Source organism: Catonella sp., from assembly GCF_057250765.1.
The window spans coordinates 16,944-38,384 of the sequence record NZ_DBHIEC010000005.1 but is presented as its reverse complement, the minus strand read 5'-3'; the positions used below and the strand labels follow the sequence as shown (position 1 = coordinate 38,384).

Genomic DNA, 21,441 nt, shown 5'->3' with positions numbered 1-21,441 from the left:
TTTCCCACCATTTTACCTTTCATAATTATTTTATGTTTTGATACAACAGCCTTGTCAACTTCTCGAAATAGCTGTCTTCTTCATTTTCTATCTCTTCCTTTACCATATCAGGATAATCTGTAATGATGCCGGCCACATCCTTATGCAGATATTTTACTATATTCTCACTGTCATCTATAGTCCAGACAAAGATGTCCTTACCTTTTTTCTTTGCGTCAGCACTTAATATGTCATTAAATGAAAAGTCTTCCAGTACAAAGAAGTCTACCTTTTCATCTGAGAAATTACCAAACTGCAGGGCAATAATGTGACCAGTCTCTATTTCGGGATCTTTTTTTTCTATTTCCTCCATTATATCAAGATTTCCGGACATAGTTTTGTAAGTCTTCTCGACACCGAGCCTCTTCATTTCATTTATAAAAAGTTCGGCGTAGTTGTAAGGCTCCCCGCCGTGAGGCTTTAATTCCACCAAAAGCTTGATATTAAGCTCTTTTGCGCGGTTAACAAATTCCTCAAATGATGGTATATGGCTCTTAAACTCCCCCTGACTTATGGTAAGCTTTTCTATCTCGTCAAAGGTCAAATCTTTTACCTTTTTATCAACCCCTGCAAGTCTTTTAAGGTTGAAATCGTGCATTACCACAAATTTATTATCCTTCGTTAACTGTATATCAAGCTCTACATAGTCTGCGCCTACCTTTTTAGCACCCGCAAGAGACTCCAGGGAGTTCTCAACTCCCAACTTACTATATCCTCTATGTGCTATAATCAGCACATTTTTATTTATCTCTGTAGAAAACATCTGGTATCCCATATGCCCAAATATAATTATCATTATTACGCTCGTTATAGCCGCCAGCTTTTTACGCCTTTTTATCTCATTATCCACCCTCGGAGCTGTCTTAAAAAAGAGTTTTTCTCCCCTGTCACTTATTATCTTCACTATCGAAGATATAAGAATCAGCTTAGATGCTATTATAAAAAAGAATAAAATGATACGCGAAATAATATAAAATACATTGTTATATACTATTTCTCTTCCAGATGAATCAAGAAGCTCAAATATCAAAGTGTTAACCCAGAGTAAAATGCCTCCGATTATGACTAGGACAGCTTCCAGCCTAAACCACATAAACAGCAGTCTAATCTTTCCCTTTTTGGTAATTTCAAGACTTTTTTTCATATTGGTTGAAAAAGGCTGGTTGTTAATGACCGTGAGCGGGATGGTAAAAATCAGCCTTATATTGATGTATCCGCATATTACAAGAAAAACTATGTATACAACCACTCCGTTCTTCATCTTCATTAGTTCCTCAGTGATAAATGAAGGTATGAAGAATTTTTCCGAAAATGCAGAGCTTAGCCCGAGGTTTGACATAGGTATCATCAGTATAAAATATATAACAAATAAAAATAACTGCTTGGGGCTAAAGTTCTTCCATTTTATAAATTCCTTTGTAAGACTATCCCTCCAAAGAATCTTTTCGTTTTTGTATGAACTGTAAACCATCAGCGTAAGTACAGAAAATTCAAACAAGGTAAGCATACTTAAAAGTATTACAAAGACAAATAAAAGGGGTATACTAAGCGGTGCACTGAGTATAGATATCACGTTATTAGTGGTAAAATTGTCCTGTCCGGCACTCATAAGTATTAGTTTGAATATGAACCTCAGTGAATAACTCCCCACAGTTGCCATAAAAAGCTGCAATATGACGGCCTTTGTGTAATATCCGAATTTATTTTGATATATATTTTTTACTACTTCTCTGCTTATTGTTTTAATATCCAGCTTCACGTCTTACCCACCATCCTTTTCCTTGTTGTTATACTGCTAAAACTCTTATGTAATTTTATACGAAAACGGTGGGAAATGTAAAGAGGCAAGGGTAAGTCGGAAAAATGTGGGATTTTGTTCTAAAAAGTCGGAAAAATGTGTAAAATCATATATTCAAATATATCATAGGTTATTGTAGTCCCCGCGTTTTAATGCTACAATTAAGATATACCAAAAAGGAGGAACTATGAAAAAATTAAGTATACTTTCCATATTAACTATAGCAATGCTTTTGATGACAGGACTTCTTTGGACCGCTCCGGTGCAGGCTGCTAAACCTAAACTAAATAAATCATCCATAAATCTTCACATAGAACAGGGATACAGCTTAAAAATAAAAGGTCTTGATAAGAAACTTACTGTTAAATGGTCAGCAGGAAACAAGAAAATAGCCACTGTGTCATTAAAAGGGGTTGTAAAAGGAAATTCCAGTGGAAAGACTGTTGTTTACGCCAAAGTCTACAACAAGAACAAGCTTAAATATACTCTTAAAGCAAATGTTAAGGTAGATAATAAGGGCTATGCCACTACCCAGTCTTTGCTTGTAAGCCTTCTTAAAAATAAGAAAGTAAGCGATATCATTGTAAATGGAAAGGCTAAGTTTACTATACCAAAAGGGAGTTTCGGTAAGAATCTTGAAAGTGCGGGAGACAGCCTTTCACTTATGATATCCGAGGGCGGTTCCCTTAATTCGGTGATAATAACAGGCTCTAAGGCTGTGAAAATCGATGTCGCAGGACAGTTGTCTTACCTCTATGCGCGAAAAGACAATGCTAAAATATCCCTTAAATCTTCAGGAAAGAAAGCCATTGTTCATACTGTCTTCCTTGAAAATCCTGCAAAACTTGATTTTGTATCAGATAGCAAAAAAGAACCTAGCAATATCTACGTACTTGCAAAGTCAGATATTAAGATAAGCGGTAAAAATAAAAAGAAAGATGTAGTTGCCATAAATGATTCTGCAGAAGAGACAAAGGTTACGGCAGATAAAAGCATCACTATTTTTGCTGATGCCCGCACTACTCTTGTAGTGAATAGCGGAGCTAAGGACTCTAAAATAACAACCCTTGACTACAAGACACCTATAACAGTCACAAACAATACAGGTACCAGCCTCTTAGTCTCCACCCCGTCCGGCAAAAAAACCGTGGAGGCAGGTAAAACTCATACAGTTACAGGCAAAAATTAGCAGAAATGATTTTAGGGAACTTTTCGGTACTTTATCTGCGAAAAGTTCCCTATGGGATAATCTAAATCTAAAGTTTCATGTGTTAAAAATCTAAAGTTTGGCTTAAAACTCCTTCAATTCATCAAAAATATCAATCATCCTATTCTTATCAATCCCAAATTCATCCGGAATCAGGTCTAATATTTCGGACAGGGCATCGTAGACCTCGTCTCTTTCGATAGTTGTAATAAAGTATTTTCGTTTATCCATCTTGTTAAAGCCCTCGGTGTAGCTTCTCACCAAGACTTCGATATCCTGCTCAAAGTCTGATGTGGTCCCCTCTACTAGTTTTATAACCTGCGCCCTTGTCTTTCTGTAGAGGTCAGCAGCCTTTTTGGCATTTGAAGGAGTGATACCCTCCCTGCCATCCCATGAGCGAAACGGATTGTCCAGGTTTTGTGCCAGCCATTCAGGTTTTCTTGCTTTCGTAATCCAAAGGTGTAGTTCCTCTTTAGCACGGTTTTTATATAGTTTCTTTATCTTTTTGGCTGCATCCTCAGGCAGGCTGTCCATCCACAGGCTGCAAAGATTAGGGAAGCTCTCAGGCTCTGGAATATCCTTCTCAGAGAAACCAAACAATTCCATAGTGGAGAAGAACCTCAGCTTGCTAAACCCTGATAGCTTGTCAAAGTTAATCAGGTTGCCGGGCTTCCCCCATAGCCTTAATTCCAAAAGGTCAGGATACTGAGACAAAACCTCCTCTATATCAAGTTCCATTATACTTCTAATATGCAAACTTTCTAAGTTCTCAATACCTGACAGCCTTGGAAGAGCCCCATCAACATATAAAATCAGGGTGCTTCCATTATCCTCAGCCCCTATCTTGCAGTTGTCTGAAACTTCGCCGAACAAAATAAGATGCTCCATACCGTCATTTAATACAAGCTCTTCTACCCCTGTCATATCAACGGAAAGCCTGTCTATATAGCTTTTTGAGAAATCAAGCTTCTTCTGCCCATGGTTATTAAGCTCCAGCTCTCTTAAGAATGGATAGCCCTCTAAATATTCATATAGGTTTTTATACCATTTATGTAAGGTAAGGTGGCTTAAACAAGGAAAAACCCTAAGACTGAGCACATCTTCAAAGTGAATCCACTCATCACTCATATTTCTCCTTGATATTCTACATTCCTCTCCCTCTAAAACAACCTTTTCTTCGCTTTTATCTGCTGCCTTAAAGGCATCTCTCATCTCCTTCGGGATATCCTGCCATCTTAACTGTCTGTATACTATGTCTCCACTACCCCAGCCATATGAATACGAGTCTGAGCTCTCATCCATTATAGGAGCCACATTTCCTACAAAAATATATTTTTCCGGAACATCTACTTCCACATGATTTATGTCCAAACTGTTGTCCCAATACATATAATCAACATAAAGTGGCTTTAACTCCGACAGTTCTTCCTCTTTAAGGGGCTCCTCTCCCGACCAGTTAAGAGACAGCTTTACCGCCATTTCTTTTCCATCTTTATCTTCTACCTTGGTTATCTGACAAGCAGTATATTTTTTTAATTTCTCATTGTAAACACAGTACACATCCCCTGCTTTTGCCTGCATAATGTTATCTCCTTTTTCTTAAATGATATGGATATATGAAATATCTGCTCCCTGCGGTTCAGATTTGTTTCTCCCACTCTTGCAATAATATAAATATCACTACAAGTATATAATATTTTAATCTCCATTCCAACATCATCTTCAACGCTTACATCACATTTTCACCTTTCACTCTATATAATTCATCCACCAAACAGTTTATTTTTCCGTAAAAATATGTTATTCTTCTTATCTGTAGACTTACTTAAAAATGGGGGATAAGCAATGAATTACATAGGTTCAAAGTACTCACTTCTGGATTTTATTGAAAATGTCATTGAAAATGTCAGCGGATATAAAACAGGGGATAATTATGTCTTTGCCGATATATTTGCAGGTACAGGAGTGGTGGGAAGTGCTTATAAGGGAAAGGGTGCCTATGTAATTGCAAATGATATACAGTACTACAGCTATGTCCTAAACAAGCATTTTATCGAAAATGTCCCTCCGTTAAATAATGACTTAGGAATAGTGCTTAATTCTCTTAAGCCTCTTAAAGGCTTTATTTACAATAATTACTGCGAAGGTTCAGGCTCCGGGAGAAATTATTTTACAAATAGCAACGGGCAAAAATGCGATGCGATAAGAACTTTTTTGGAAGAAGCCCATGGCGCCGGCAAAATGGCTGATGCTGATTATTTTTACTACCTTGCAAGCCTCATCAATTCAATAGATAAATATGCAAATACGGCTTCTGTCTACGCAGCCTTTTTAAAACACATCAAAAAATCAGCAGCAAAGGACTTCACACTATCCCTGCTGCCTGTCATTTCCGGGCAAGCAGGCAAAGTATATAACGAAGATGTAAATGTTCTAATAAAGAAAATAAGTGGAGACATCCTCTACCTTGATCCGCCATATAATACAAGGCAGTATTCTGCCAATTATCACATCCTTGAAACCATAGCAAAGTATGACAATCCTGCTCTTCGTGGCATAACAGGGCTTCGTGACTATGAGCAGCAAAAGAGCAGCTTCTGCTCGAAGCGTACAGCCTCTTCTGCCCTTGATACACTTATTAAAAATGCTGATTTTGGCTATATTTTCCTAAGCTACAACAACGAAGGCCTTATGTCTGCTGACACCATAAGAGATATTATGTCTGCTTACGGAGATTATAGCGTGTTTACCAGGGAATACAAAAGGTTTAAGGCTGATAAAGACGAAAATAGGAGGATAGCAGGCAGCGAGGTCGTGGAGTATATACATTGCTTGAAGAAGTAGGGTAAATCCTTACTCCAACACATATACCTCTTTCCCCTCAATGATTCCCGCTTTTTTCTTTATCTTTGCTAAAGAATCGACACAAAAGGCTGGGCGGATTCCATGTTTACCAAAAGAATTGCCAAGACTAAGTTTACCATCAAAACTTACTTCACACACTGCAGAAAGATATGATGTCACAGGGGTTCTTAGCAACCATCCCATCGGAGTCCCATCTAAATAACTAAGTCTGTTATCTGGATTTCTAAAATACCTCAGCTCTTTACCTTCTATTCCATAACCATATGATAGTTCCTTATCTGAGAGCAAAAATATATTCCTGTTTATATTTTCAGTCTCGTCACCTGAACATCCAATTGAAGCATCTGAGTAAATTTCAACCGCAGTACTCTCTATAAGGGAGTGAATTTGTTTAAGATTCTCATAATATGAACCATTCAAGAACCTGTCTATTTCGCTGTCTTTATAGTACGAGCTAAACTCATTCATCCTCTTTGTTTCAGCTAGTATTTCCTCCCTTAAAAGAAGGGTTCTTCCTTTCTCATATCCATTATCTATAACCAAGAACGGCACATACTTACCATCTTCCTTGATATAAACTCTATAATCATCTTTGCTTTTTAGGCTGGAATACGCTATAGAGCTGATTGTATCCTGCCTAATATGTGTTATATAACAGTTTATCCCTATAAATGCAGATATTATTGATAATAAGATTATGATTATTCCCTTGATTGATAGAGATTTCATTAGTTTACTCATTTTGACCTCTCACTGTGGAACTCTATGTAATATTAGATTACAATATGCTACCCATATGCACCAATCGCATCAATCTCTACTCCAACACATAGACCTCTTTCCCCTCAACGATTCCCGCTTTTTTCTTTATTATTACTAAAGAATTAACACAAAATGCCGGACGAATTCCACACTTAGTATATGCGTTCCAAGAACCAAACGCTCCGTCATAGGTTAAACAACATACCACAGAACGCTCCCAGGTATTGGGAGTTCGCAGTAGCCACGATACGGATTCTCCACTTAAGTAACATATCCTATTGTCAGGATTAGAGAAATAACCTAGTCTTTTACCTTCCTTTTCCATATCAATCCCAAGTTCATAGGCTGAAAGTAAAAATACATTTCTATTTATCTTTTCGGTTCCATCTCCAGTTGAACCAATTGCCTCATCCTTAATAATTTCAACCGCAGTACTCTCTATAAGAGAGTGAATTTCTTTAAGATTCTCATAATATGAACCATTCAAGAACCTGTCTATTTCGCTGTCTTTATAGTACGAGCTATACTCATTCATCCTCTTTGTTTCAGCTAGGATTTCCTCCCTCAAAAGAAGGGTACTTTCTTTATCATATCCATTATCTATAACCAAAAACGGCACATACTTGCCATCTTCCTTGATATAAACTCTATAATCATCTTTGCTTTTTAAGCCGGAATACGCTATAGAGCTGATTGTATCCTGCTTTATGAACAGCCTATAACAGAATACTACAATTACGAAAGTCAATGCTACAAGCATTATTATAATGAGTTTGCCCGGACTTTTTTTAATCAACTTGTTCATCCCGACCTCCCAATGTGAATTTTTTTAAAATCTCCTCCTCACCCAAACAACCACCAGTACAACTACAGCCACCACACCCACGATAATGGGCAAAATTTGTAACACGCCAAACAACAACATTCCAAGAATATAAAATGTGCCTATATTACTTTTTCTTTCAGGTTTTTCGACTGTGCTAAGGGAGAATCTAAGCTCTCCTTCAGGAAGTCCACTAGACTTAAAATTATAGCCTGTTTTGGTTTTGGTAAATCCATCTTGACTGTTATCAATCAGGTAGAACGGCGTATTTATATCTACATTCAAATTCCCAAACTTCGCCCAGGTTGATGCAGGGGAAAGAAGATAGTTGTATCTATAAATGTCGGGATCATATTCTTCGTCTATTGTTGGATACATTGGCGCTTCTATCGTATTGGTTATCTTTTCTCCCGGATTTAGAGTGATTTCATACTCATACCAACGCATGAGATAATTTGATATATCCTCTATGTCGTATACATTCATAAATATAGCACCGGCATTACTTACTGTATTTTGGTTAAATAAGCGTACAATTACATTATACCAATCAGACTCCAGTATCTGTCCATTTTTGTCAATCTTGGCTAGTACAAATTCCTTAAATGTCAGCTTAGACGTAGATTTAAGCTGCATTTCTCCCTTTATTTCCTTACTTTCATTACTACTGCTTTCATAAAACTTCCACTCTGACATCTCTTTGGTAGGCTCACCTATTACATAAAGCTCTATCTCTTTCCCATTTTCTGCAGTTATACCCATCCTGACTCTTCCTTTGTCATCAGTAGTAAAACCATAGGATTGCTCAAGATAGTATTTTCTTTTCCCATCAAAGGCAGGAATCTCTATCCTCGCTACTTCTCTGTTATAAAGTTTTTTATCAACTTCACTAATCTCATAGACATATTTTGTTACAGGAAGCTTCGGAGAATAGAAATCATCCTTTATATAGCCATCAATAAGAAAGCTCATTTCCTTATGAATATCAAAATCATAGTCACTATAATAAAAAGTATGCCTAAGAGTTTTTTTTAATCTTCTTATCATTTATTTTTATATCAAACTTTGTAGTATCATCTATTCTTTTGTACACCTGATTTTCTTCACCATATTCTTCAGGTCCATATTCCGGATAATATCCAAACGGAAACACAAGCTTTGCAGTTACCTTATAATCAGACGGATTGTAAAATGTATATTTTGCAGTCACCTTGCCATTATATTTTAAAAAATCTCCTTTTTTTTCATAGTAGCTATTAGGAAATTCTGATATATCAAAGGTTAGCTGCTCATCTTCCACTTCTATCGGACAGTTTTCACCCTTTACCACAGTCCCCGTCATATCTACTCCATCCCAGATTCTCCTTGCAGAATTGGCAAGAGTCGTCAGCTTAAATATATCACTTGCTAAAAACAGTATCAGACAAAGCGATATAAACCCCTTATTTTTCATAGTATCCCCCTTTTGTGGTACCATATATTTTAGTTTACCCTAGTATAACATTTTTTACGGCTATTAGGTAGGAGAATTTTAGTAATATCAGTTAGAAACGTGGGCTGGTAGTAACACAATTTAAGGGAGCCTTGATTATTCATCAAGACTCCCTTAAAAGGTTTTAGCGTATTTCTGAGTTATACCACCTACGCTTTGGTCTGCCATAACCTAAATGGCAACACTTTTCGCTGACACAGTTAATTTCTAACCCCCTGTTTCAGGGAAGAGGTAAGTGTTACCCCCGAGCTTATTTCTCGGTCAAATTTTACCTCTTAAATATGGCATTCATGAGTCATATCACATCTCAATGTTTTTTATTGTTAAGTTCAGAAAAATAGTATTTAACAGCCTGAAAGCCTGTGTCAATATAACTTACACTTCCTTTTGGCTTAACAGAAATATCCTTCCCACTACCAGTTGGATTCGTGACTTTAACCCGTTAGAAACTAGCACCGCCAGGCGCGCAAAAAAAGAAGCTTCATCAGCTTCTTTTTTCCTGTATCGGTATTATCTTTTAGCTTTCCACCACTGCCTTGATAACCATTTCTCTTAGAGCAGAATTCATCGCTTTGTAGTGTGGATCATTCTCATCCTCTATCTTCCAAGCCTTCATCATCGCAGGCTTCTCTGTTCTGATAAACTCTATCGCCTGTCTCTGAATGTCCATCAGATGATTGGTCAGTTCCTTCTCAAAGTATAAATCCACTAGCAAATTATAGTGGTGCTCCTCCTCGCTGTACGTAAGATAATCCAGCCTCATCTCTGCGTAGATTGGAATCGGATATTCCTCCATAAAATCTGTCTGTTGCTCTAAGTCATCCAGCGCTTTCTCCCTTATATACTCTACGATTTCGTCCGTACTCTCCATCTCGGAAAATTCGCCCATTCTCATTTCTTTCCTTATCAGTTCGTCGAAGTACATTACTTTCTCCCTCCCCATTTTCAAGCTCGTTCTTATTAAATCCTGATTCTTCCCTTCTTAAGAATTCGTACTGTTATTAGCTTCCCACTACTGTTCTTCTATTAATACTGGTACACTAGAAGAATTTTTTAAATTATATCCTTTTACCAAATAATTATCATATCCAAATTCAAATTCTTGTTCATACAAATTCCCTAAAAGATCTTTAAACCGAACTTTAAACCTAATAAAATCACTGATTTTACCTCCATTTTCTTGTGGTATCTCTTTTATTAAACTAAATTCTACTATATCTCCAGAGATTGCGTAATACTTACTAAGATAGCTGAACAAGAAATAGCTATTGTGCTTTTCATTTACTGTAACAAAATAATTTTCTAATCCATCTCCCATAGGATAAATCATAATATTATTTGCTGCTTCCTTTCCAATATTTATTATTCCAATAGTTAATTTTATTTTCTCTCCTTCAATTTTTTCTATTTTAGAATCATCTAGCACTATATGAAAAAAAGGAATTAAATTCGATCTACTATTTAATTTCATAAATAGTTCATCGGTCCTTCTTTCTTGTGAATGCAATGCATTCTTTTGTTCTTCTAAATCAAGCATACTATTATTGTAGTTCTGTTCTTGTATTTTATTCTTATTATTCATTTTAACACTTACAATAATAGCAATAATTGAAATAACCATTGGTAACCAATCTTTTAAAACACTAATCATTTACTATATCCTCACCAAAATTTATTCTTCTATTTCTTCCTCAACAATTTCTATATATTCTTTCAACTTTCGTTGCAACAAATTCTTATCTATCAACTTTAATCTATATTCAGATACCATTGTAGGTGAAAGACTCCTACTTAACGCAAATTCTACTACCTCATCATCCTTAGATGCACAAAGGATTACTCCTACACTTGGATTTTCGGTTTGTTTCTTCACTTCTCTATCCAGTGTCTCCAAGTATAAGTTCATTTTGCCAACATATTCTGGTTTAAACTCTCCAATTTTAAGTTCAAAAGCAACCAAGCAGGATAATCCTCTATGATAGAATAACAAATCTATATAGTAGTCATGATTTCCAACCTGTACCCTGTACTCATTACCTATAAAGGAAAAATCTTTTCCAATTTCTAATATAAAGTTTTTCAGATTCTCAAGAATTGACTTCTGAAATTCTCTTTCATTCCCAATCTTGGGAGCATCAAGAAATTCCAATACATAACTGTCCATAAACAAACTATGTGTCTCCTGTTTTGCCCTTTGTATAGCAGGTAAATTATTACTATTTGAAAGCATATAACGCTCATAATAGCCACTATCCATCTGCCTTACCAACTCTCGATGAGTTAGATTCTCCTTAATTGCTAAGTTAATGTAGAATTCTCTTTCTTCTTTGCTTTTAGATCCAGACATTATTTTCAAATGATTAGACCAACTCAATTGTGTCAACAGCGTTGACACTTTTTCGTCACCACTGTACAGCTCGTAGAATTGCTTCATTCTGTAAAGTCCTCTACGATTAAATCCCTTCAGCTCAGGATAGTTTGCAGAAAAAAATTCTGCCACATTATCAACAAATCTGGAGCCATAGGATGCTTCATCAGTTTTTTTACTTATATATTTTCCTACCTCTTGATACATTAATATCAGCTCTTCATTAACTTTTCTATATGCACGTTCTTTTGCATTTTCTATAATCGTAACAATTTCTTCAAACGGATTGCTGTTTTTCTCTGCGCTTATATTTTTCAAAGAAGTTTTTTCTTTCTCCATAAGTTCCTCCCTTAAAAGGTTTTAGCGTATTTCTGAGTTATACCACCCCCACCTACGCTTGGGTCTGCCATAACCTAAATGGCAACACTTTTCGCTAGGTGCAATATTTCTAACCCCTTGCACAGGGAAGAGGTAAGTGTTACCCCTGAGCTTATTTCTCAGCAAAATTATACCTCTTAAATATGGCATTCATACGTCATATTACATCCCAATATTTTTTATTGTTAAATTCAGAAAAATAATATTTAACAGCCTGAAAGCATAGTAGCCAATTGAAATTTATTATATAAATTATTTGACATTTCTTTTAATAATTTGCGTTTTTTCACACAGTATTGACATTGAAGATGGGCTATTATATGATAATTTAGCATGGATTGAGTTTGCAGTTTTTCGACAAATTAAGGTCTAAGCATACTACTCTTACAGATTAATCGTCTATACCATACAGGAGGCTGATATGAATACTAAAATGCCTAATATTATATTTATTTTATCTGACGACCAGGGAATGTGGTCTATGGGATGTGCAGGTAATAAGGAAATCATCACTCCAAACCTCGACAGACTGGCAAGTGAGGGAATGTTATTTGACAATTTCTTCTGTGCTTCCCCTGTATGCTCGCCTGCGAGGGCTTCACTTCTAACAGGTAGAATCCCTTCTCAGCATGGCGTTCACGACTGGCTTAGAAATGACAACAAAAAACAGGAAGACATTGAATACCTAGAAGGTATGAAAGCTTATACCGATGTACTTGCTGCAAACGGCTATATATGCGGTCTGTCAGGTAAATGGCATCTTGGAAACAGTGCCAAGCCTCAAAAGAGTTTTTCCCACTGGTTTGCTCACAAGTCCGGCGGTGGACCTTACTACAATGCACCTTTGTATAAAGACGGAGTACTATACAATGAACCTCGGTATGTGACTGATGTGATAACCGATGATGCTTTGGAATTTATAGATGAAAACGCTGGAAAGCAGCCATTTTACCTTACTGTTGGCTATACTGCTCCACATTCTCCCTGGGTTAATAACCATCCTAAAGAATACACTGACTTGTACAAGGACTGCCCTTTTGACTCTATTCCAAAGGAGAAGGAGCATCCTGACAGTATTTATCTTACTAAAGAGGTGGCAAAAGACCTGCGTTCTAACCTCATAGGTTATTTTGCTGCTATTACTGCTATGGACGCCAATATAGGCAGGATAATAGACAAGGTAGAAAGCCTTGGAATCAGAGAAGATACACTTATAGTATTTACCAGTGATAACGGTTTTAGCTGCGGTCATCATGGCTTTTGGGGTAAGGGAAATGGTACCTTTCCAATCAATATGTATGACAGCTCAGTTAAGGTACCTTTCATTGCTTCTCATCCGGGTGTTATTCCAGAGAATAAGGTCTGTGATGCACTTGTTTCAGCCTATGATTTTATGCCAACGCTCTTAAACTATGTGGGAATAGCGGATTACGAGGATAAAACCCTCCCGGGAAGAAGCTTTGCCGCTGCCTTAAAGGGACTGGACTTTGAGCAGGATGAAAAAATCATTATTCTTGATGAATATGGTCCAAATCGAATGATTAGAAACAAGGAGTTTAAGTACATAAAACGCTATCCTTATGGCCCTGATGAAATGTATGATTTAATAAATGATCCTGATGAAAAAAACAATCTCCTGCTAAAAGATAGCCATGATGAGCTTGCCGCCGAGCTTAGATATGAGCTTGAAGCTTGGTTTAAAAAATATGTTAATCCTGAGATTGACGGTGCAAAAGAAGCAGTATACGGTTCAGGACAAATCAACTTAGCAGGACTTTGGTCAAAGGGCGAAGTGTCACATAGCTGTGATGATTACATTAAAGAATCCCCTAATTACAAGCCTTATAAGATAAAATAGAGGGCTGCCCACAACGGACAGCTATTAACTTTCCTATTACCTTTCCAAAAACGCTTTTACCCTTTCCCTATACTCATCCGGATGAACAAGTATTGACTCTGCATGTCCTGCATCCTCTATGAGATAAAGTTCCTTATAGCCTTTGGTTCTTGCTGACATGTCTTCAGAATTCTTTGGAATGATGAAATTATCCTTTGCTCCATGCATAAAGAGGATAGGTATTGTATTCTCATCAAGTGAATCTATAGGGCGCATTTCAGCCAATGAATAGTGGTAGCGAATCTTACCCGTAAAATTGGCTATGTCAAACAAAAATGTAGGTAAGCCGGCATTTTTATAGCCTAGTCTTAGAACATTTTCAATATCTGAGAATCCACAGTCAGCTACGACAAAGTCGACTTCAGGCTTGTACTTCAGGCTTGTGAGTGTGGTGGCAGCACCAAGAGATTCTCCATGAAGTCCCAGTACAGAAATATCCTTGTACCTTGTCTTGGTATCCTCGATGAGTTTTATTAGGTCTTTGCCCTCCCTTATCCCGTATGTGGTAAAGGTGGGGTCGTTTTCACCATGCCCTCTAAGGTCATAGATTATACAGTTAAATCCGTAATCCAGATACATCTTAACATACTTCAATGAGCCCATGCGGTTATCCGTATAGCCATGAGAGAGAATGATGTACTTATCTGTATGAGTTGGATTCTTAAGAAACTCAACATGAAGCACGTAGTCTTCAAATCCTTTTATAGTATAATCCGTTTTCTTAAGTCCCTTATAAAATGAGGTGTCGTAGTGCTCGCTCTGCCAGGCAAATGCTTCTTCTAAGGTCTGTCTTTTTCCTGTCATTGCAAACGATGGTAACCAGAATGCAAATGCTACAAATGCTATAATTATTAGACAAATAACCACTATAACAATCTTTAACATAATCTTTCCTTTCATAAAGTCCTCCTACTTACTACTCTTCCTTTGCAGCCTCCCCGTATTTCTCTCCCAGAATACGCCATCTGCATAGCCCTGGATTGTCTTGTCCTCTTCAGCCATTTCAAGCCTTTTCTCAGCCCATATACAGTATTGTACATTCTGCTCTATCCCTATAAAGTGTCTGCCTAGCTTCTTTGCAGTTACCGAGGTAGAGCCTGAACCAAGGAAAGGGTCTAGAACCACATCTCCCGCATTGGAGCTTGCAAGAATGAGCTTGGCTAAGAGCTTTTCCGGCTTTTGGGTAGGGTGGGCGGTATTTTCTGACATAGACCAATAAGGAATGGAAATATCATCCCAAAAATTAGACGGATAGGTGTTTCTAAAGTTACCTGACTCCGTTTCCTCCCAGTCTTTTGGCTTCCCATCCACCTTATATGGCGCAATCACACTTCTTCTCATCTTAACAGCTTCTACATTGAAGGTATACTTAGCAGAATTCGTCGCAAACCAAATATCCTCCATGCCGTTCTTCCAGTTAGTTAGAGCCCCCCTGCCCTTTTCCCTCTGCCATGTAATTCGGTTTTGCACATGAAAATGCTCCTTAAGCACCATAAATATCGGTGAGCTGGAAATCCAGTCGCAACAGACATATACGGTCGCATTTGCCTTAAGAAGAGGCCTTACAAGCTTTACCCATTTCCCCGTATATTCCAAGTAGGCTTCGTCACTGGTTTTCTTAAATTTATTTCCATGGAAATCCTTATCGAGGTTGTAAGGAGGGTCTACTATTAGCAAATCCACGCTTTCTTTAGGCAACAGTCTAAGTACTTCAAATGTATTTCCAAGTATGGTCTTGTCCAAAACATCCGATATTCCCGCCTTTTTATCCAAGATCAAGCATTTTTTCAGATATTCATTTCCTTCTTCCACAGATAAATCTATTGTCTTATTTCTACCCGCCTTCATCTCATTTTCCTTTTAAATTTCCTATTACAAAAAAACCAGTCAGTTACAACGCCGACCGGTTATCCATAACACTATTTATCTTTACTGTAAAGGCCTGTTCTTAGCCCTTCGCTTTTCCATCTGTTTCTCATTTACATACTTGCTAAGCTCCTGATTAATAGCTAAGAACTTACAACCTATGGTTTTCCTGTTGATTGTATCTACTACTCTTACTATCTTAGCTTTTATAATAAATTCTATTCTCTGATTGACTTTTTCGGACTTCTCCACACTGCCTCCACCGTTCATAGCCTCAATAAGGGAAATCTGCTTCTTAAACCTTGCGATGTCCTTCTCTATCTTGGTTTCAGGCTGGTGAGTAGGAGTCTTTACCTTGAACATCTTCATATAGTCCGAAAATGTTACTAGAATATCTTCTCCCGCCTCGACAAATAAGAACTTAGGTACAACAATACCAATGCCTACTGAGCTAAGATCCTTCAGACGGGCCTTATTAAGAGTATCATCGCTCCCAAGCTTTATGTAGCATTCATTGGCAAGAGGAACTCTAAAGCTGTTTCTCCTATTGAAGGACTCAGCATCATCCTCTGAGATGATAAGGTGTGCAGAACCGTAGTTCTCAAGGTTAATCCTATACACCCTTACATTGTGCCATTCATAAGGCTTTGAGTCCAAAATGCCAATAAAATCACAGGATATTTCATTGTTGTCAAAGCTTAAAGGATGTCCATTAAAGGTAAACATCTCTGCCACCACATAAGGAAAAAGACCGCCTTCATGTCTTTCAATAAAGCCGGATATCTCCTTCTTGTCCTTCGGATTGGTTATCTCTACTGCCTTAGAGCTAAAACTTGCGGTCTTAGAACCAAAGCGCGCTGTGAGCGTTAACTCACAGCCCTCTATTAATTCATCAATAAACATCTAATCCCTCAAAATGTAAAACTTATTACTCTGCGTCTTCATCAGTCTCAACTGTGAGCATAGGAATTACAACACTATCCGCATCGTAGTCATAAAGCTCTTCAAGCTTGTTAAGAACTTCTTCGCAGTCTGACTCAGACTTTCCTGTCTCCTGCATAGCCTTCATGCAGTATGCAGAAATAACATTGTTAAATGCTCCTGTATCTACAAGTGTAAGTAAGTCAGAAAGGCTCTTGCCATTTAATGACTTACAAGCCTCAAGAAGCTCACCAAGACGCTTCTTACCTTCTTCTGTATCCTCAGCACTAAGCTTCTTCTCATATTCTCCTATAAGGAATTCAAGATCTAATGCAAAGCTTTCTGCTCCTAATTCTTTAGCCATAATTTTATTTCCCTCCTAAAACGGTTTAATGTTATTATTCTAATATATACATGTGTCAAATATTTTTCAAGTTAAAAATTATTTTTCATTTATACACAGTTGTCAAAATATAAGATGCCAGGTAAACCAAAATGACGCAGTTACTATCCTTAGTTGTGGAATAGCTTCTTTGTCTGATACTTTGGCTCACAGGTGAGGTTGATACCAAGCTTTGCAAGTGTACGCTGATCTTCACTTGAGAGTATAACTGAAGAATGTGCTTCGCAGCCCTTAAGCTCATCAAGCTTTGTAACCACCTTTGCTGCATTTTCATCATTTCCTGCACAGATGGTGAGAGCAATCAGCATCTCAGCAATATGCAGATTTGGATTGTGATTGCCAAGGTGCTTTATCTTTAACTGCTGTATAGGCTCTATTACACTTGGAGCAATGAGGCGCAGCTCATCTGGAAGGCCTGCCAGTTTCTTAAGTGCATTAAGAAGCATGGCAGATGTAGCTCCCATAAGCTCTGACGTCTTGCCTGTTACTACGCTGCCGTCAGCCAGCTCTATGGCACTTGCAGGCTCTCCTGTCACCTCAGCATTGGTATTGGCTGCGGCAACACATTTTCTATCCTGTACTCCGGTTCCTGCCTTCTTCATAAGGAGTTCAAGCTTCTCTACCACCTCTTCCTTGCTGTTACCCTTTCTTAGCTCACATCTTTCCTTAAAGTAACGCCTTATTATCTCCTGACTTGCTGCTGCCCTTACAGCCTCATCATCAAATATACAGTTTCCTGCCATATTTACTCCCATATCTGTAGGAGATTTGTATGGGGATGAGCCGTATATCTTTTCAAACATTGCGTTAAGCACAGGGAAGATAGCTACATCCCTATTGTAATTAACTGTAGTAAGGCCATAAGCCTCGAGGTGATAAGGGTCTATCATGTTTACATCATTTAAGTCTGCTGTGGCCGCCTCATAGGCAAGGTTTACAGGATGTGAAAGAGAAAGATTCCATACCGGAAATGTCTCAAACTTGGCGTATCCGGCCTTTATTCCGTGCTTATGCTCGTGGTAGAGCTGTGAGAGGCAGACTGCCATCTTGCCACTTCCAGGTCCCGGTGCGGTAACAACTACGAGGGAGTGCTTTGTCTCTATATAATCATTTTTGCCATAGCCTTCATCGCTTATGATTGTAGGCACATCGTTTGGATAACCTGCTATAGGGTAATGTCTGTACACCTTTATGCCAAGCGCTTCAAGCTTTTTCTGATACTGGATGGCACATTCCTGACCTTCAAATCTTGTAAGCACTACGCTTCCGACATATAAGCCATAGCTCCTAAATGCGTCTATAAGCCTAAGTACATCCAGGTCATAGGTTATACCAAGGTCTCCACGCACCTTATTCTTCTCTATATCAGCAGAGTTTATGACTACCACTACCTCCACGTCTTCCCTAATCTGTGTAAGCATCCTTATCTTACTGTCAGGCTTGAATCCCGGCAGCACTCTTGAGGCGTGGTGATCGTCAAAGAGCTTGCCTCCAAATTCCATATAGAGCTTTCCACCAAAACTCTCAATTCGCTCCATTATCCTTTCTGACTGCATTTTCAGATACTTGTCGTTGTCAAATCCTGTCTTAAACATAATTTCCCTTTCTAGTCTACCTGACTACACTGTTCATCACAAGCATATCGCCTTCATTTAACACTATGTTTCCATTAGGGATAATGACATCATCCCCTCTTTTAATTAGTATTATCAATGTGTCATCATCAGTAGGTATCTCGGAGATTGCCTTGCCAATGTAGCTGCTTGTCTTGTTGATATGTATTTCACTTAGCATTGTGCCCGACATGTGCTCCGGAACAACAGCTGAGAGTATAACCTTGTCCCCTATATTTAGAACTGTCTGACCGTTTGGAACCTTCGTCCCCGACTCATTTTGTACTGAAACTATGATGGTTTCGGGAGGTGTTTCTATATCCATAAGTGTCCTACCCGCCCAGGAATGGCCTTCAGGTATGGTAAACTGAATAAACTGAACAGGAACCTCCTCAGTATAGTCAGTAAATGTCTTCATAACGTCTCCCTGGTGGTCTATCATGTCAAGGTGCTTTGCTATTTTCGGCAGGGATGCCCCTTGAAATATGATTGAAAGCAGTACTATAAAAAATGTAATGTGGAAGAGATTTTCGTCAAGTTCGGAGCCAAGTACCGCCATTATGGCAAACACAATGGATGCCGCTCCTCTAAGCCCTGCAAAAGACACAAGAGCTATCTGATTTACCTTACTCTTAAAAGGGCCGAGTATCGCTATTACTGCAAGCGGTCTTGCCACAAATGTCATAAATAAAAATATGAATATGGCCGGAGCCGCTACTCCAGGGAGCTTTGAAGGGCTTGACAGGAGTCCTAAAAGGAAGAAGATAACCATCTGCATAAGGCTTGTAGTTCCGTCAAAGAAATGCACCAGGTTCTTCTTATCCCTGATACGGCTGTTACCCATTATTATTCCTGTGATATATGCACTTAAATATCCGTTTCCACCTATTGCACCCGCTCCTGCATAAGACAGCAGGGCTACGCCAAATACAAAGATGGTATCAAAGCCGTCTGCCTCTGTAAGTATGTTGTGTAGGATCCAAATAGCGATAAGGGCTGCAAATACTCCCACTACTACGCCAAAGCCCAACTGCCCTAGTATCAAAAAAACCGGATTTGATGTATTCTCACTACTTTGTAACAGCTGAATAAAAAGAATGGTAAGCATATATGCGATAGGGTCGTTACTTCCGCTCTCAAGCTCAAGCATTGACGCTGTATTGTATTTTAGGTTTAGTTTTCTGGAACGAAGTATGGAGAAGACCGAGGCTGCATCTGTGGAGCCTAATATAGAGCCTAGTATCAGGGATACTGTCCAGCTAAGTTCCAGCACATAGTGGCAAAATACAGCAGTTATAAATGCTGTGAGGGCTACCCCAAATGTGGATAGAAGTCCCGACTTAAGGGCTACGGGCTTTGCCTGCTCCCAGTCCGTACCAAAGCCTCCGTAAAATATAATAAATATAAGAGCTATTGAGCAGATATTCTCCGCAAATTTATAGTCTTCAAAAGGTATCCTTAAGATTCCATCAGATCCAAGCAGCATCCCCAGAAAAATAAATGCAAGAAGAACTGGCATGCCTATCTTGGCTGATATTCTGTCAAGAAGGACACAGGCAAAAATGATTATAGAAAACATCAACAACAGATTTCCCATACGTCCTCCTTCCTACAGAAAACCGACACAGGCTGCCCTGCATCGGTTAGATTTGTATTTTACTTATTCTTCGTTTTCTTTTTGCCGTCTATGGCTGATTCAGTAGCAGGCTTTTTATGGCTGCCAAATACAAAATTAGCCAGAGCATCCTTATTCATAGCAGAATCAAATGTAACTACTGCTTGGCGATTTATCTTGACGCCCTGATATGAACCGTCTATAGGAAGTCGCAAATTATCAAGAGGTACACCGTCTATGCTAAGCTCCATCACCTCTGCGAGGTATGAACTTGCGTTACTCTTCTTAATGTCAGTCTGTACCTGAGAGAATACGGTATCAAGCAGCTTTACAAGAGTAATAGGATTACTCTTTTTCACTTCCTTAAATATAGCAGCCATAACCCTTCTATGTCTTGAAGTTCTTCCAAAATCATCAACAGAACCATCAAGTGTAGCTCTATATCTCACCCTGGCATAGCCAAGTGCCTGATTTCCGTTCATATGGTTCATTCCCGGCTTTAAGGTACGGTTAGATTTTTTCGAAACATAGTTAGTAGTATTTAAGTACTGGGCTTCGGCCGGTGTAATTTCTATATCAATTCCGCCAAGTTCATCTATTATCTTCTGAAAAGTCTTAAAGCTTACTATTGCTGAACCATCAAGCCTTAAATTGTAGTTATAGGCAATAGTTTCATATAAGAGGTTAATTCCACCATGTCCAAAGGCTGCATTTATTTTAGTATCATAGTATCCCGGAATGGTCACATAGCTATCTCTCATAATAGATGTTAGTCCAAGAGTTTTCTGCTTTGTATTGATTGTGGCTATCATAATGGAGTCAGTACGTCCTGACGCCACACTGTTATTACCTATTGCCTCAACTCCGACAAGCAGGATGTTATATACTCCGTCCTCGTGAAGTGCGTTTCTAAATGTGGCAGACATCTTGGATGGGTCTATGTTCTCAGTGATTTCACCCACCTTTAGTCCTTCTTCCTCTTCTTCCTTTGTCTCAACCGCCGAGCCAGAAGCGTTCTTAGCAGGCTTATCATCAGTCTTAGCGTTCTTACCCATCCTCCAGTAAGCCCATTCTACTGCAAGATTGGACATTATCTTTCTGCCCGGTCTTGTAAATACAAGAAAAGAGCCACCTGCCAGTATAATAACTAAGAGTACTATAAGCACCTTAATAAAAATGTTTAGTTTCTTTTTCTTTTTCCTTGGTTTCCTTTTATCAGTCATATTGTGTCTTTCACCCTTTTGTTTAGTGTCCATTTCCTTTTTTACCTGCTCTGCGAGAGAATTACGTATCTCCTTCAAAAATTCATCTTCATTGCTCATCCTGTTTCTTCCTTTACCACATAAAGTTAAATCCAAAAAATATACATTTCATTATATAACAAGATAAGTGTC

At 38.3% G+C, this 21,441-nt stretch carries 19 protein-coding genes; 3 read left to right on the top strand and 16 right to left on the bottom strand.

Annotated features, from left to right (window positions below):
* Positions 1–25: 25 nt before the first annotated feature.
* Positions 26–1,798: a glycerophosphoryl diester phosphodiesterase membrane domain-containing protein gene (locus ACO6HM_RS03800; RefSeq protein WP_485389845.1), complete on the bottom strand. Its 1,773-nt coding sequence runs from the start codon at positions 1,796–1,798 to the stop codon at positions 26–28.
* 226 nt (positions 1,799–2,024) lie between these two features.
* On the opposite strand from ACO6HM_RS03800, the gene ACO6HM_RS03795 reads away from it, so the two are divergent.
* Complete coding sequence (locus ACO6HM_RS03795; RefSeq protein ID WP_485389844.1) at positions 2,025–3,026, top strand: hypothetical protein; 1,002 nt, start codon at positions 2,025–2,027, stop codon at positions 3,024–3,026.
* A gap of 102 nt (positions 3,027–3,128) precedes the next feature.
* Here ACO6HM_RS03795 and ACO6HM_RS03790 read toward each other — a convergent pair whose 3' ends face one another.
* The gene (locus tag ACO6HM_RS03790) at positions 3,129–4,625 is read right to left on the bottom strand and encodes a hypothetical protein (protein ID WP_485389843.1); all 1,497 of its coding nucleotides are present in this window, start codon (positions 4,623–4,625) and stop codon (positions 3,129–3,131) included.
* Positions 4,626–4,889: 264 nt separating this feature from the next.
* Between ACO6HM_RS03790 and ACO6HM_RS03785 the strand changes: the two genes are divergently transcribed.
* The gene (locus ACO6HM_RS03785; RefSeq protein WP_485389842.1) at positions 4,890–5,888 is read left to right on the top strand and encodes a DNA adenine methylase; all 999 of its coding nucleotides are present in this window, start codon (positions 4,890–4,892) and stop codon (positions 5,886–5,888) included.
* A 9-nt stretch (positions 5,889–5,897) separates the two neighbouring features.
* On the opposite strand, the gene ACO6HM_RS03780 is transcribed toward ACO6HM_RS03785, so the two are convergent.
* From ACO6HM_RS03780 to ACO6HM_RS03750, 7 genes are all read right to left on the bottom strand, one after another.
* On the bottom strand, positions 5,898–6,650 hold the full coding sequence (locus ACO6HM_RS03780; RefSeq protein ID WP_485389841.1) for a DUF6273 domain-containing protein: 753 nt from the start codon (positions 6,648–6,650) through the stop codon (positions 5,898–5,900).
* A 76-nt stretch (positions 6,651–6,726) separates the two neighbouring features.
* The gene (locus tag ACO6HM_RS03775; protein ID WP_485389840.1) at positions 6,727–7,476 is read right to left on the bottom strand and encodes a DUF6273 domain-containing protein; all 750 of its coding nucleotides are present in this window, start codon (positions 7,474–7,476) and stop codon (positions 6,727–6,729) included.
* A gap of 24 nt (positions 7,477–7,500) precedes the next feature.
* A complete protein-coding gene (locus ACO6HM_RS03770) occupies positions 7,501–8,541 on the bottom strand; it encodes a hypothetical protein (RefSeq protein WP_485389839.1) in 1,041 nt (346 codons plus the stop codon).
* A complete protein-coding gene (locus ACO6HM_RS03765) occupies positions 8,513–8,947 on the bottom strand; it encodes a hypothetical protein (protein WP_485389838.1) in 435 nt (144 codons plus the stop codon). The genes ACO6HM_RS03770 and ACO6HM_RS03765 overlap by 29 nt, the downstream gene beginning before the upstream one ends.
* 556 nt (positions 8,948–9,503) lie before the next feature.
* Entirely contained in the window at positions 9,504–9,911 is a 408-nt protein-coding gene (locus tag ACO6HM_RS03760; protein WP_485389837.1) for a hypothetical protein, read from the bottom strand.
* Positions 9,912–9,998: 87 nt separating this feature from the next.
* Complete coding sequence (locus ACO6HM_RS03755) at positions 9,999–10,637, bottom strand: hypothetical protein (RefSeq protein WP_485389836.1); 639 nt, start codon at positions 10,635–10,637, stop codon at positions 9,999–10,001.
* Positions 10,638–10,658: 21 nt separating this feature from the next.
* Entirely contained in the window at positions 10,659–11,693 is a 1,035-nt protein-coding gene (locus ACO6HM_RS03750) for a PDDEXK nuclease domain-containing protein (RefSeq protein ID WP_485389835.1), read from the bottom strand.
* A gap of 460 nt (positions 11,694–12,153) precedes the next feature.
* On the opposite strand from ACO6HM_RS03750, the gene ACO6HM_RS03745 reads away from it, so the two are divergent.
* Positions 12,154–13,590, top strand: a complete 1,437-nt coding sequence (locus ACO6HM_RS03745) for a sulfatase family protein (protein ID WP_485389834.1) — start codon at positions 12,154–12,156, stop codon at positions 13,588–13,590.
* Between the two features lie 36 nt (positions 13,591–13,626).
* On the opposite strand, the gene ACO6HM_RS03740 is transcribed toward ACO6HM_RS03745, so the two are convergent.
* The 7 genes from ACO6HM_RS03740 to ACO6HM_RS03710 form a co-directional block, all read right to left on the bottom strand.
* A complete protein-coding gene (locus ACO6HM_RS03740; RefSeq protein WP_485389833.1) occupies positions 13,627–14,529 on the bottom strand; it encodes an alpha/beta hydrolase in 903 nt (300 codons plus the stop codon).
* A gap of 9 nt (positions 14,530–14,538) precedes the next feature.
* A complete protein-coding gene (locus ACO6HM_RS03735; RefSeq protein WP_485389832.1) occupies positions 14,539–15,477 on the bottom strand; it encodes a DNA-methyltransferase in 939 nt (312 codons plus the stop codon).
* Between the two features lie 81 nt (positions 15,478–15,558).
* Positions 15,559–16,398 (bottom strand): PilZ domain-containing protein, encoded by an 840-nt coding sequence (locus tag ACO6HM_RS03730; RefSeq protein ID WP_485389831.1) that lies wholly within the window; start codon positions 16,396–16,398, stop codon positions 15,559–15,561.
* Positions 16,399–16,423: 25 nt separating this feature from the next.
* Positions 16,424–16,780: a hypothetical protein gene (locus ACO6HM_RS03725; RefSeq protein WP_485389830.1), complete on the bottom strand. Its 357-nt coding sequence runs from the start codon at positions 16,778–16,780 to the stop codon at positions 16,424–16,426.
* A gap of 149 nt (positions 16,781–16,929) precedes the next feature.
* Positions 16,930–18,414 (bottom strand): DUF1846 domain-containing protein, encoded by a 1,485-nt coding sequence (locus ACO6HM_RS03720; protein ID WP_485389829.1) that lies wholly within the window; start codon positions 18,412–18,414, stop codon positions 16,930–16,932.
* A gap of 16 nt (positions 18,415–18,430) precedes the next feature.
* Entirely contained in the window at positions 18,431–20,029 is a 1,599-nt protein-coding gene (locus tag ACO6HM_RS03715) for a potassium/proton antiporter (protein WP_485389828.1), read from the bottom strand.
* A 59-nt stretch (positions 20,030–20,088) separates the two neighbouring features.
* On the bottom strand, positions 20,089–21,369 hold the full coding sequence (locus ACO6HM_RS03710; RefSeq protein ID WP_485389827.1) for an LCP family protein: 1,281 nt from the start codon (positions 21,367–21,369) through the stop codon (positions 20,089–20,091).
* Positions 21,370–21,441: the final 72 nt, after the last annotated feature.